General features: G+C 63.0%; 14 protein-coding genes. 13 read left to right on the top strand and 1 reads right to left on the bottom strand.

The window, feature by feature from the left end:
* Window positions 1-85 precede the first annotated feature (85 nt).
* Both N5A92_RS06315 and N5A92_RS06320 read left to right on the top strand, forming a co-directional pair.
* Window positions 86-661 carry a hypothetical protein gene (locus N5A92_RS06315; RefSeq protein ID WP_260901132.1) on the top strand — a complete coding sequence of 192 codons (576 nt, stop codon included), beginning with the start codon at window positions 86-88 and terminating at the stop codon, window positions 659-661.
* A 153-nt stretch (window positions 662-814) separates the two neighbouring features.
* The gene (locus N5A92_RS06320) at window positions 815-1,378 is read left to right on the top strand and encodes a hypothetical protein (protein ID WP_260901133.1); all 564 of its coding nucleotides are present in this window, start codon (window positions 815-817) and stop codon (window positions 1,376-1,378) included.
* A gap of 36 nt (window positions 1,379-1,414) precedes the next feature.
* Here the strand turns inward: N5A92_RS06320 and N5A92_RS06325 are convergent, their stop codons facing one another.
* A complete protein-coding gene (locus N5A92_RS06325; RefSeq protein ID WP_260901134.1) occupies window positions 1,415-1,942 on the bottom strand; it encodes an A24 family peptidase in 528 nt (175 codons plus the stop codon).
* Between the two features lie 519 nt (window positions 1,943-2,461).
* Between N5A92_RS06325 and N5A92_RS06330 the strand changes: the two genes are divergently transcribed.
* From N5A92_RS06330 to N5A92_RS06380, 11 genes are all read left to right on the top strand, one after another.
* Complete coding sequence (locus tag N5A92_RS06330; protein ID WP_260901135.1) at window positions 2,462-2,662, top strand: hypothetical protein; 201 nt, start codon at window positions 2,462-2,464, stop codon at window positions 2,660-2,662.
* A gap of 108 nt (window positions 2,663-2,770) precedes the next feature.
* Window positions 2,771-3,745: a Flp pilus assembly protein CpaB gene (cpaB, locus tag N5A92_RS06335; protein WP_260901136.1), complete on the top strand. Its 975-nt coding sequence runs from the start codon at window positions 2,771-2,773 to the stop codon at window positions 3,743-3,745.
* A gap of 129 nt (window positions 3,746-3,874) precedes the next feature.
* Entirely contained in the window at window positions 3,875-5,308 is a 1,434-nt protein-coding gene (locus tag N5A92_RS06340) for a type II and III secretion system protein family protein (protein ID WP_260901138.1), read from the top strand.
* A complete protein-coding gene (locus N5A92_RS06345) occupies window positions 5,289-5,567 on the top strand; it encodes a hypothetical protein (protein WP_260901140.1) in 279 nt (92 codons plus the stop codon). The genes N5A92_RS06340 and N5A92_RS06345 overlap by 20 nt, the downstream gene beginning before the upstream one ends.
* Before the next feature lie 83 nt (window positions 5,568-5,650).
* Entirely contained in the window at window positions 5,651-7,186 is a 1,536-nt protein-coding gene (locus N5A92_RS06350; protein WP_260901141.1) for a pilus assembly protein TadG-related protein, read from the top strand.
* Between the two features lie 5 nt (window positions 7,187-7,191).
* Entirely contained in the window at window positions 7,192-7,653 is a 462-nt protein-coding gene (locus N5A92_RS06355) for a TadE/TadG family type IV pilus assembly protein (protein WP_260901142.1), read from the top strand.
* Window positions 7,647-8,282 carry a TadE/TadG family type IV pilus assembly protein gene (locus N5A92_RS06360; RefSeq protein ID WP_260901143.1) on the top strand — a complete coding sequence of 212 codons (636 nt, stop codon included), beginning with the start codon at window positions 7,647-7,649 and terminating at the stop codon, window positions 8,280-8,282. Before N5A92_RS06355 ends, N5A92_RS06360 begins: the two co-directional genes overlap by 7 nt.
* A gap of 25 nt (window positions 8,283-8,307) precedes the next feature.
* Window positions 8,308-9,453, top strand: coding sequence for a response regulator (locus N5A92_RS06365; RefSeq protein WP_260901144.1), 1,146 nt, complete (start codon window positions 8,308-8,310; stop codon window positions 9,451-9,453).
* Between the two features lie 71 nt (window positions 9,454-9,524).
* Complete coding sequence (locus N5A92_RS06370; RefSeq protein ID WP_425248554.1) at window positions 9,525-10,070, top strand: L,D-transpeptidase; 546 nt, start codon at window positions 9,525-9,527, stop codon at window positions 10,068-10,070.
* Window positions 10,071-10,089: 19 nt separating this feature from the next.
* Window positions 10,090-11,526, top strand: a complete 1,437-nt coding sequence (locus N5A92_RS06375) for a TadA family conjugal transfer-associated ATPase (RefSeq protein WP_260901145.1) — start codon at window positions 10,090-10,092, stop codon at window positions 11,524-11,526.
* Between the two features lie 8 nt (window positions 11,527-11,534).
* On the top strand, window positions 11,535-12,488 hold the full coding sequence (locus tag N5A92_RS06380; RefSeq protein WP_260901146.1) for a type II secretion system F family protein: 954 nt from the start codon (window positions 11,535-11,537) through the stop codon (window positions 12,486-12,488).
* The last annotated feature ends 3 nt before the right edge of the window (window positions 12,489-12,491 follow it).

The following is a 12,491-nucleotide window of genomic DNA, read 5'->3' on the forward strand; positions in this document are numbered from 1 at the left end:
GGCGCCGCATGCTTCCGGCCGAAGGCGCCGTGTGCTAATTTGACGTCTCCGGCACCGCGCCGGAGACATGCGCAAGGAGCCATCGGTGCGTGCCTTCCTTGATAGCAGGCTCTCCCCCCCGGACGAGGCGGGCCGGCCGCACGCCGGCGGGGAAGCGCAGCGTGCCGCCGCGCGCGGCGGCATCGTCTTCAGCCTGATATCGCTGGCGCTGGCCGTGCTCATGGCGGTGACCCTCTACTACATCCTGCAGTCGGTGCGCGAGCTTTCGGCGCTTGAATCCCGGCTCTCCGAGCTCAACCAGTTCGAGAGACGGCTGTCGGGGAAGATCGACAAGGTCAATGAAGGCGTGCAGGCACAGATCGACCGCCTTGCTTCCAATGTGTCGGGGCTTTCGGGGGAGGTCGGCCGGCTGCAGGTGGAGGTACAGGAGGTGCGGCGCAAGCTGCAGGCCCTGACCGAGGAGCTCGAAAACGGTGCGGCCTTCTCGTCTGTCGTGCTGCCCGAGGCAGAGGACGAGCCCTCGCGCAGTACGACTATCTCCGCCCCGCCGCCTCCACGCGCCGAGGACCGCTCAGCCGCCTCCTCCCGACCGGGCGGCTCTTGGCGCTTCGAGCGCATCGAAACACCTGACGGCAAGGTTACGTATTCGAGGGTGCGGTAGGGCTGTAGGGAACCTCCTGGCTCGGCGCCGACCACTTTCTTGCAAACTCTCCTTTGGAAATCGCATGAGAGGGGCAGGGGCCAGCTCCCGCGCACTCTTACCCATTCTTTACCCCTCACGGCGGATGATCCTTCTGCGAACGGGGATCGAATCATGATCGGGCGGGTGGTGAAGTTTCTTGAGGTGGCGCCGGTGGCTGTGTTTGCGCTGGCGGCGGCGTTTGTGGCGAGCAGCATGGCGCTCGCCCTCCGGCCGGCGGAGCCTGCCGCCTGGCAAGCCTTCATGACGCTGCTGCCCGTCATGCGCGAACCGGTCTATCTCATCACCGGGCTTGCCGGCGCGAGCCATGGCGGCGCGCTCCTGCTCTTTGCCGCGGTGGCACTCGCCGGATGCCTGCTCCTGATGTCCGCGGCGAGGCTGACGCATCTTCGCTTCTTCTATTCCCACGGAGCTTTTCTGGCGCTTCTCTACGCCATGGGGCAGGCCAGGGTCTTCCAGGCGGGTTCGGAGGCTGTGGCTTATGGCGAGGCCTCGCTTCTCGACTGGTCGCTCGACCTTTCCAGGTTCCCCGCCTACGGTGTGGTGCTGTTCGGACTGACGGCAGCGCTGTGCCTCGCGTGGCACGCGGCCATGTTGCACGACATGGCGCGCGCCCGTGCCGTCGCACGCGATACGCGGGCACGGGTGGCGGAGGCGCTGCGGCAGGTGAAGGGATAGGCTGCTGGCCTGCGATTTCAGGTGCCCGCGTCGAGCTCACCCCCCGACATACGTCCCGTACATCACCACCAGCGCGGCCCCCACGATGACCACACCGTAGGGCACCTTTCCCGTCTTACGGATCTCGTCGAGGCGCAGGACGCCGGGGACGAACTGGAGGCGCAGCGGGATGGGCAGCTTCAGGAGGAGGTAGGCCAGCACGCCGAAGACGGTCAAAAGCACGGCGAAGGGCAGAAGCAGGGTCCAGCCGACGAAGAGGCCGACGGGAAAGAGCAGCTTGGCGTCGCCCGCCCCCATCATCCCGATCATCCACAGTGCAAAGCCGATCAGGAAGAGGAGCAGCCCGGCGGCGAGGTCGCCGTAAAGGCTGGGGCGCATGCCGTCGAGCTCTGCCAGCACATCCCCCTCCTGCGGCGTCATCCAGCGCACGAGCGCCAGCGCCGCATAGGCCGCGACAAGCGCCAGAACGACGGCGTTGGGGATCTTCCAGCGCGTGAAATCCTCATAGGCCGCATAGATCATCAGCCCGGCGGCGATGATGGCGATGGGAAGCTCGGCGCTCATAAACGGACCCCCTGCAGTGCACCTGAGAAACCTGAAACGACGGCACGGACCGCCGCCCGATTCGTCTCACGCAATGCCCTCAATCTCATCTTCCACCTCATAAATTAATCACAATAAAACTCGAACACCATTTCACTATCAGACGGACAATAATTCGTCTTCCGAAGAAAATGAAACAGATTTTTACATGCGGGCCAGTATAGCATGTTATGCGGCGCGAGCCGGCGTGAAAGATGCCGAAGCTACCCCTCCAGATGCTGGGAGCAGCGGAATTCCCCGAAAAAGGCGCCTTTCGCCGCTGGCTATGCGCTTGATTATTCAGGGGATTCTGTCATAGAACTGTCATAAAGCTGTCAGTTTTAGTCAAGATAAGTCTTTTTGTTTATTTACCATATACTATTTTGAACAGTCGATTTGATTGACCGGTTTACAGTTAAAGGGGTATTAATGAAGCCTGTCGGCGGAGGGGTCTCTCGCAGGCGGATTGTAAAAAACACATGTCATGTAGGGGTAAGAGTCATGACCAAAATCACCAACATCATCGGCGCATTCGCCCGCGAAGAAGACGGCATCGCGCTTTCTGAATATCTGGTGCTGCTCGGCCTTCTAGTAGGTGGCGTAATTGCAGCAGTGACCGCGGTCGGTGGTAATCTTTCGTCTGCCTGGACTAGCTGGGGCACTTGGTTCGGCACTGAACTCAGCGCGCCGGCTGGCACCTGATTCTGGCATCGTAGTGGATATAGAGGAGGCGCGCTTTCTGGCGCGCCTCCAATAACAAAAAATCTCGACACGCTTCTGCGTGGCGTGGGGCGCCTTGGGGGTGATCCGATGCGTGGTTCAACCTTAATCAGTCTCGTCGTGTCCGCACTTTTTGCCGCGGTCGCCGTTTTCGGCGTGCGTACCTATCTCGCGGATCAGCGCAATGCGCTCCTGGGCCAGGGCGCGGCAGAGGCCGCACCGCAGCACACGATTATCGTCGCGGCCAGGGAACTGCGCTTTGGCCATCCAGTCCGTGATGAAGACCTGAAGCTGCTCCCTTGGCCCAGCAAGAATCTCCCCGAGGGTGGCTTTGCCACCAAGGAAGACCTTTTGGGCACCGGCAAGGACGCAGAAACGCGCTACGTCATGTCGGCGATCGAGAGGGACGAGCCTGTCCTGGCCGGCAAGATCACCGGTGCCGGCGGGCGCGCCACGCTTTCGGCCGCGCTTTCGGAGGGCATGAAGGCCGTCTCCATCCGCGTCAACGACGTCTTGGGCGTGGCCGGCTTCGTGCTGCCGGGCGACCGCGTCGACGTGCTTCTCACGCGGAATATGCGCCAGAACGACAGCGAGCAGACCTATGTGGACGTGCTCCTGCAGGGCGTGAAGGTGCTCGCTATCGACCAGGTGGCCGACGACCGCAAGGACCAGCCCTCCGTCTCCAAGACCGTCACCTTCGAGGTGACGACGGGCGAGGCGCAGATGCTAACGCTCGCCGCCAATGTCGGCACGCTGTCGCTGACGCTGCGCAACGTGGCGTCCGCCGGCGTCGAGCAGACGCGGCCCATTACGCTTGCCGATCTCGGCGGCGGCCCGATGTCGCAGACACTGAAGAATGAGATGTCGCAAGAAGAAAAGGACCGCCTCGGCACGCTAGAGCGCATGGTGACCGAGATGCTCAACAGGAAACCCGAGCAGGTGGTCGTGGAAAAGGAAGTTGTTGTGGAAAAACAGGTCCCCGTTCTGCCGCCGGCCCCCGATTTCGTGGTTGTGGGGGTGACAAGGAACGATGGACGGAAAGAATACAGATTCGAAACGCAATAAATCAGCAACTTCTTTGCGCGACCATGAAGCTTTCGAGGGGCGGTTCAAGTGTCTTTGTGTCGAGATAAACTGGGAAGAGGCAGCACTTCTTTCCGCAAATCGAGAATAAGGGCGGCAGCCGCCCTTCTCATGACGGGTCTTGCCGCGTTTGCCGTGGCGCTGCCGGCGGGCCCGCTTCACGCACAGGAAATGCGGGTCAACCTCGGCGGCGGGACGGTAACGCAGGTCACCGTTGCGCCGGGCTCCACCAGGACGCTGAGGACCAGCCAGAGCTTTGCCGATATCGTGGTGGGCGACTCCGACGTCGCCGACGTGGTGCCGCTGACGGACCGCTCGCTTTATGTGCAGGGCCGGCGTTCCGGCGCCACCAACATCTCGCTCTACAGCGAGGGCAAGAATCTGCTCGGCGTGATCGACGTGCGCGTGCGGCTCGACTACATCGAGCTTGCTGCGCAGATCCAAAGTGCGGTGCCGAGTGCTGAGATCAGTGTCTCCAACGTAAACGACCGCATCCGGCTTTCCGGCACGGTGAAGGACGGGCGGGACCTGGCGCGGGTGCTCGAGATCGCCCAGCAATATTCGCCCGAGCCCGTCATCAACCAGCTTCGCGTCCTCGACGCTCAGCAGGTGATGCTGGAGGTGCGCGTCATCGAGGCCTCGCGGCAGGCCGGGCGCGACCTCGGCATCGGCTTCACCGGTGCGCATGCCGCCAACGGGCTGTTCACCCTTCACCCACGGCTTGGCCTCGGCGTCGATGACGATGGCGTGCTTCAGCGCGAGATCAGCGGCGTATCGACCGCCAACGGCACACCCTTCGGCCAGCTCATCGCCAAGGTTCTGGAGATCTCCGGCTGGCGCATCGACATCGTCATCAACGCGCTGGAGGCCAAGGGGCTGGTGCGGCGGCTGGCGCAGCCGAACCTGATGTCCATGAGCGGCGAGACGGCGAGCTTCCACGCCGGCGGCGAGGTGCCGATCTCGCGCGTGGTGCAGGGCACGACCGGAGCCACGGCGACGGAGACCGACTACCGGCCCTTCGGCGTACGGCTGGAGTTTACGCCCATCGTGCTCGACAACGGGCTGATCAACCTGCACATCGTGCCGGAGGTTTCCGATATCGACCGCTCGATCTCCGTCAACGGCAATCCGGGCTTCCGCTCGCGCCGGGCTGAGGCGACGATCGAATTGCGCGACGGGCAGAGCTTCGCCATGGCAGGCCTGCTGGAATCGGTCAACGCCAGCGACGTGCAGCAACTCCCGTGGCTGGGGCAGGTGCCGGTGCTCGGCGCCCTGTTCCGCTCGACGAGCTTCCAGAAGCGCGAATCCGACCTCGTGATCGTGGTGACCCCGCGCCTCGTGCAGCCGGCCTCGCCTGACAAAAAGCTCTATTCGCCACTCGACCAGACGCGGCCGGGCAACGACGTGGAGATGTTCCTGCTCGGCATGCTGGAGGTGGACAAGGACATGATCCGCCGCTTCCGCAACGGCGAAGGCGTGATCGGGCCCTACGGGCACATCATCGATCTGGAATTCGGAGGCGCCCATGCGGTCGGCAAGAAGTAAGGCCGCGCTGGCGCTGGTGAGCGCGCTGCCGCTCGCAGGCTGCGCCGACTATCTCAACAATCGCGATACCGTGACGCTCGGCGCCGGCAACGCGATGGAGGCCAATGTCGGCATCCACACGATCGACCCGTTCCCGCCGCATGCGGACCGGGTCTACATCCCCGGCGATGGGCCGGCCGTGGCGCGCGCACAGCGCATCTACCGGCGCAGTCAGGTACCGGCGCAAACCGCGCAGGGAGCGCAGACGGAAGGCAACTGAACGGGGGAAATAGGGGCACAAGGGCTGCGGCGGCCCTCAAGGCCAGTGTTTTGGGTACGGCGCAAGGCGCGCCGGGGGCTGGGATGAAACGCATTGCCCTATCATTCGCCGCGGAGGCACGCGGCTACGTTGCAGCACTCTCGCTGATCGCTATGCCGCTGCTGCTCGGTTTTTCCCTGCTTGTCATCGACATGGGGAGGGGGAACAACCTGCACACGGACCTGCAGAACGCCGTGGACGCGCTGGCGCTTGCCGGGGCGCGGGAGCTGGATGGCGGAGAAGAATCGATCTCTCGAGCCGACACGGCGATTGCGGACCTTCTCAACAATCAGGCGCGCTTCTCTGACGGAGGTGGAGTCATCATCGACGAGACTGAAGTAACAGTCGTCTACCTGAGGGCCATCCCCGCAAGCGACGATGATCCGATCGACGCGGACTGGATCGCGGCCAATCAGACGACCGACGGAACGGAGGCCGAATATGTCCTCGTCCGATCCAATCCGCGGCAGATGACCTCGCTCTTCCCGCTACCGGTGGGGCTGACCAACGACACGATCACGATGCAAGCCGAGGCGGTGGCGACCTACGACGCCGCAGCTTGCGAAGTCACACCGCTCTTCATCTGCAATCCGTGGGAAGACGAGGTTCCGACTTTGCGTGAGCGTTTCGTCGAGGGTGACCTTTACGCGCGCCAGATCACGATGACCGGCGATGGGAGCACCTCCGCTGGCCCGGGCAACTTCGGCTTCCTGCGCGTTGGCGGCCAGGGTGCAAGTGTCCTTGGCGAGGCGCTTGCCACCAACCAGCCCAACGCCTGCTACTCGACGGACAACATTCAGACGGAGCCGGGCGGCAACTGGGGCCAGGTCGACGGCCTCAACACTCGGTTCGACGTCTACCAAGGCAACTTCGGCACCAAGAAGAACGACTACAACTATCGGCCTGCAAAGAACATCCGAAAGGGCGCGCGCAACCCTGACAGTAACCAAGCCTGCAACGGCTACACGGCGGAGACGGATCTGGAAAAGGCCCGGGCCCTTCCCGACGGCAATCCCGAACTTGAATTCCAAGGCAATGGCACGCTGTACTCGGCCGACTGGTTTCCCGAACTCCAAGACTATTGGCGCATCAATCATCCGGCGCATGTGCCTAGCGGCACCGTTCAGGTCCCGGATATCCCGAAAACAAGCTATCCGGGTGAGGGAACACCTTCCACGCCTTCGCGATACGACATCTACAACTATGAGATCGAGCAGACGTTGGACGAGGTGAGCGGGGAGAACCTGCTTGGCCACCCGAACTATGCCAATCCGACAGGGCATCGGGCGCCCAACGGCGAGCGCGGCAGTCCGCAATGCTACACAGGTACGCCCGACAACGGCGAGCTCGACCGCCGCGTGATCTTCGCCGCCGTCGTGAACTGCGGTGCCGCCGACCTGTCCGGCCAGTCAACCATCGCGCCGGCCCATATCGAGGGCTTCCTGACGATGTTCCTGACGAAGCCGGTCACCGGAGGCTCGGTCAAGAAGCTCTCGATGGAGGTGGTCGACTTCTCCGGCTACGACGGCAACAACACGCTGGATCTGTCCCTGCGCGAAGAATCGTTTCTCGTGAGGTGATGATCATGCCGCGGCTCATGCAGATATTCGCACAGTTTCGCCGGGAGGAGCGAGGTGCGGTGCTTGCCGAGGCGATCATCGTCATACCGTTCGTGACGATATTTACCGCAGGCATCCTCGAATTCGGCAACATGTTCTGGCAGAAGGAACAGATCGAGACGGGGCTGCGCGATGCGGCGCGCTATCTGGCACGATGCCAGACGAACCCGTCCTTTGCCGCGAACTGCAACCAAACAGTCGCGCTGAACATCGCCTATTACGGCACCGCTTTGCCGGGCGACGGCACGCCACTGCGGGTCCCCGGCTGGGGACCCGATGCAAGCGAGATCACGATCAGCGAGCCTGTTGCGGGCGTCATCCGTCTGGCGACCGGCCATGATTACGAATCCTCGCCGCTGTTCGGTTGGCTCGGAATCAGCGCGATCACCATCGAGGCCTATCACGACCAGAGGTACATCGGATGGTGAGAGCGGGGTTCAGATCATTTCTGAAGGAGCAGTCCGGCATCAGCCTGGCCGAAGGGATGATCGTGCTCCCGCTCGTCGTCCTTGTCTTCGCGGCGTTCGTCGAGTTCGGCTACGCCATGTTCCAGTGGAACCAGACAGTGAAGGCGCTGCAATACGGGGTGCGGCTTGCGGCGGTTTCCAATTCACTTGCAACGGACTTCGACCCGAGTGCCGCTATCAGCACGGCCGACACCACCCTCGTAGGCGAGTCGGTTCCGGTCGGAGTGCTCGGACCATGGACATGCGGGCCAAACCGCACGGGCTGCGACAATGCCGCGCTCAACCGCATCGTCTACGGAGGCAGTGGCACCACTTCCTGCCAGCCCGTCGGAGCCGGCGGGACAAGGCCAGCCCTGTGCCAGCTCAACCCGCGCATCGAGGCAGAGAACATCGTCGCTACTTACGAACTTTCCGGCCTGGGCTACTACGCCCGCCCGAACGGCGCGGTGGTCACCATCCGAATGGAAGTCCAGGGCGTCACCTTCGACCTGCCGATCCTCGGCGCGCTGCTCGGCCTCAATACGATCACCATCCCCGCCATGCCCGTCACCGTGACGAGCGAGGATCTCAACACCAACTCGGGAGCATGAGGATGTTCCCAAGGACCCACAGCCGATGACCACACACATGAATTTCACGCGAAGGGTCCGTATCCTGATCGTCTCGAACGACGGGGCGGTCTCGGAGTTCATGCAGAACTCGCTCTCCGCGCTGTCCCACTACGACACCGAGCTTGTCCCGCTGGAGGCGGCGTCCGGGGCGCGTAGCGGGATCAAGCCTGAGAACTACGACCTCCTGGTCGTCGATGTGGGCGACGGGGCAGTGCTGGAAGGCGGGGCAGTCACCGAACTGCGCCGGCGCTTTGCAGAAACGCCGCTGATCCTGGTCTCGGAACTGCTCTCCGACCAGCGCATGCGGCTGCTCTTCCGCCTCAACGGCAACGATTGGCTGAAGAAGCCGCTCGAGCGGAAAGCTTTCTTGGAATCCATCTCCAGCCACATACAGCTCGCGTTTTCCGGCGACAACCGCGTGCATGCGGTGGTCGCGGCGGTCGGTGGAGCGGGCGCGACCTCGATCGCCATCAGCCTTGCCGACGGCCTGACGCGCGCCAAGCGCCGGCAGGAGCGGACCGTGGCGCTGTTCGACCTCGATTTCTCCACCGGCGCCTGCGGGCACTATCTCAACACGCTCAACGACTACGACCTAAAACCAGTCATCGCCAATCCGTCGCGCGTGGACCTCGAATTCATCGATATCATAAAGAAGAAGCACGAGAGCGGCTTCTCGCTGCTTTCCTTTAGGCAGCCGGGCGTCATCCTGTCGTCGACGGGCAGCGAACTGGTGCTTCGGATGCTCGACGTCGTTTCCTTCCAGAACAACCACACCGTGCTTGACGTGCCGTATTACGAGACAAGTTGGAAGAGCGACCTCCTGCGCGCCGTCAACTCGATTTCGCTGGTGACGGAGCTGACCATTCCGGCGCTGCGCCAGGCGAAGGACCTTTATGCTAGAATCCGGGAACTGAGGAATGACGATCCGCCGATCCAGATCATCGTCAACAAGCACCGCAGGCGCCTCTTCAGCTTCGGCATCGGCAAGAAGGATACCAAGCGCGTCTTCAAGCAGACTGCGACCTTCCTGATCGAGGACGACTGGAGCACGCTCTCAGAGGCCGCCAATCGTGGTGTGCTGCCGGTGGAGGTGAATGCGCGATCGAAGTTCGTGAAGCGGATCGAGAAGCTGGCGGAGGGCGTGAAGTGAGCGCGTCGAGCGCCGTATTCCGGCTAGTTCGAGGGGCGAGGAGCCTTGCCGGTTGGGCAGCCCCGAAGGGGGTGCGAACGGCCTCCGGCTTCTCTCTTCTGACACTGCTGCTTTCCGCGCCGATTCCCGGCGAGGCCTATGCCGACAGCGTCCCGCGCACCCATGGGCCGGTGACGAAGCGGATCGTCGAGCGCCAGACTGGGGAAGCGCCGGGCACCATCCTGATCTCGCACGCGGCCCGCGCTCTCGACTTCGTCCTCGGCCCGCAGAAGGTTGCGCGTTATTCGATCGGAGTGGCGCGGGACGGGTTTGTATGGTCGGGCACCGTGCGCGTGGGCGCCAAGGCGGAATGGCCCGATTGGCGGCCACCGGCGGAGATGCGCCGGCGCGACCCGAGTCTGCCCGAGATGGTGCCGGCGGGGCCGTACAATCCGTTGGGCGCGCGGGCGATCTATCTCTTCAAGAACGGCAAGGACACGCTCTATCGCATCCACGGCACAAACGACGCGCCCTCGGTCGGCGGCTTCGTCTCTTCCGGCTGCTTCCGGATGACGAATGCCGACGTGATGGAGCTTTACCGGAATGTGCCGATCGGGGCCAAGGTCGTTGTCGAGTAGCAGTGTGTAGGGGGCTGGCATGACGAACGGTATCATCGGCAGGTTCTACAAGACACGGGGCGACGGCGTGGCCGCAGTTCTGGAGGAGCGTCCGGCAGCGGCCGATGAGGCACGCGGCGAGCCGCAGGCAGTGCCGGCCCAGGAAGCTGCCAAACCTGCGGCAGCTGTGGCCGCCGCGACCGGTCCCGACATGGTGGCCGAGCGGGTCAATCTGCATCGCCACCTGCTCGACAAGATCAATCTCTCCTTCCTCGACACTATGGAAAACGAGGAGCTTGCAAACGAAATCCGTCCGCTCGTGCGCGATTATGTGCGGGCTAGGAACTTCCCGCTGAACGCGCGCGAGCTCGATGCCCTCATCAGCGACATAACAGATGAGATGCTGGGGCTCGGGCCGATCGAGCCGCTGCTGAAGGACGACATGATCTCCGACATTCTCATCAACGGCCATGGGCGGGTCTTTATCGAGCGGTTCGGCCAGCTCGAAAACACGCCCATCCGGTTTAAGGACGAGGATCATCTCTTACGCGTGATCAACAAGATCGTCACGGCGGTGGGCCGCCGCGTGGACGAGGCCACGCCGCTGGTCGACGCACGCCTGGCGGACGGTTCCCGCGTCAACGTGGCGATCAGGCCCGTGGCCGTGGACGGTCCGCTGGTGTCGATCCGCAAGTTTTCGCGCCGGCCCTATACACTGGAGCGCCTCGTCGAGAGCCACTCGATGGCCAAGGCTATGCAGATCCTGCTGTCGGCGGCGGTCAAGGGGCGCATTTCCATCATCGTCTCGGGCGGCACCGGCTCCGGCAAGACGACAATGATGAACGCGCTTTCCTCGCAGATATCCCACAAGGAACGATTGATCACGATCGAGGATGCGGCGGAGCTGCAGCTTCAGCAGCCGCATGTGGGTAGGCTGGAGACCCGCCCGCCGACGCTGGACGGGCGCAACGAGATAAGGCAACGCGAGCTACTCAAGAATGCGCTGCGCATGCGGCCGGACCGCATCATTGTCGGCGAGGTGCGCGGCGAGGAGGCCTTCGACATGCTGCAGGCCATGAACACCGGCCATGAAGGCTCCATGACGACCATCCACGCAAACAACCCGCGCGATGCGATTTCGAGACTGGAGCAGATGGTCGGCATGGCCGGCATGCCGATGTCGCAGCTCAGCATCCGCGGCCAGATCGCCTCGGCCATCAACCTGATCGTTCAGGTGGAGCGCCTGCATGACGGCAGCCGCAGGCTGGTATCCATCTCCGAACTCACCGGCATGGAAGGCGAAGTGGTGCAGATGCAGGAGATCATGCGCTTCCAGAAGCTCGGTGTCGATGAGCAGAACCGGGTCAAGGGTGTGTTTCGGGCAACCGGCATCCGGCCCCGCTTCCTGGAGCGGATCGCGGAACTGGGCTTCGAGATCCCGAGCGAGATCTTCGACCCGTCGCGGCCTCTTGCATAGGTGCCATCATGGAAATCATTCTCATCTATGCCGCTGTCTTCGTTGCCGGGCTGATCCTGTTCGACCGGCTCTTGCGGACGCTCTTCAGGACGACGAGCCGCAGCAAGGCGCTTAATCGCCGGCTGAAGCTGCTGGATACGGAGGAGGACCACTTGGCCGTGTATCAGAGCATGGTCAAGGAGCGTGCGCTCGACTACAACCGCCATTCGACTCGGCTCGTCCTGTGGCTGCGGCGCCTCTTTGCTCAGTCGGGCCTGAGAGTGAACCTTCTGCGCATCGCGCTCTACGGGATCGGCGGTGCCGCCGTTCTTTGGCTGGGACTCGGGCTTCTCACGAGCTCGACGATGATCAAGCTCGTGCTGATCGCCGCCACACTGGCGGGCCTGCCCATCTTCATCATGTATCGCGCGCGCTCGAAGCGCATCGGCAAATTCACCGTACAGCTTCCCGGCGCCCTCGACGTGGTCAACCGAAGTCTGGCCTCGGGCCATCCGCTGCCGTCGGCAATCGCACTGGTCTCGCGTGAGCTGCCGGATCCGGTGGGTACGGAGTTTGGTATGCTGAGCGACGAACTCACCTACGGCACGGATCTCGACGATGCCATGCTGAACATGATCGAGCGCGTGGGGGCTGAAGACCTTAAATTGCTCGCCATCTCCATGAGCGTGCAGCGAGGCACGGGCGGCAATTTCGTGGAGATACTGGAGAACCTCGCCAATGTCATCCGTGACAGGGCGATGCTTCGGGCGAAGGTGAGAGCGCTTTCGGCGGAGGGGAGGATAACCGCGATTGTCATGTCCGCCTTCCCGCTCCTGCTATACTTCATGATTAACGCGCTTTCGCCCACCTATTTCAACCCGGTCTGGGAGAGCGGATACGCGCATGTGGTCTTGTCGGTCGGTGTCGTTGTGATGCTGATCGGCAACTTCATCCTCTACAAACTCGTCCACTTCGATTTCTAGCAG

This window comes from Chelativorans salis (genome assembly GCF_025336525.1).
Lineage (GTDB): Bacteria > Pseudomonadota > Alphaproteobacteria > Rhizobiales > Rhizobiaceae > Chelativorans > Chelativorans salis.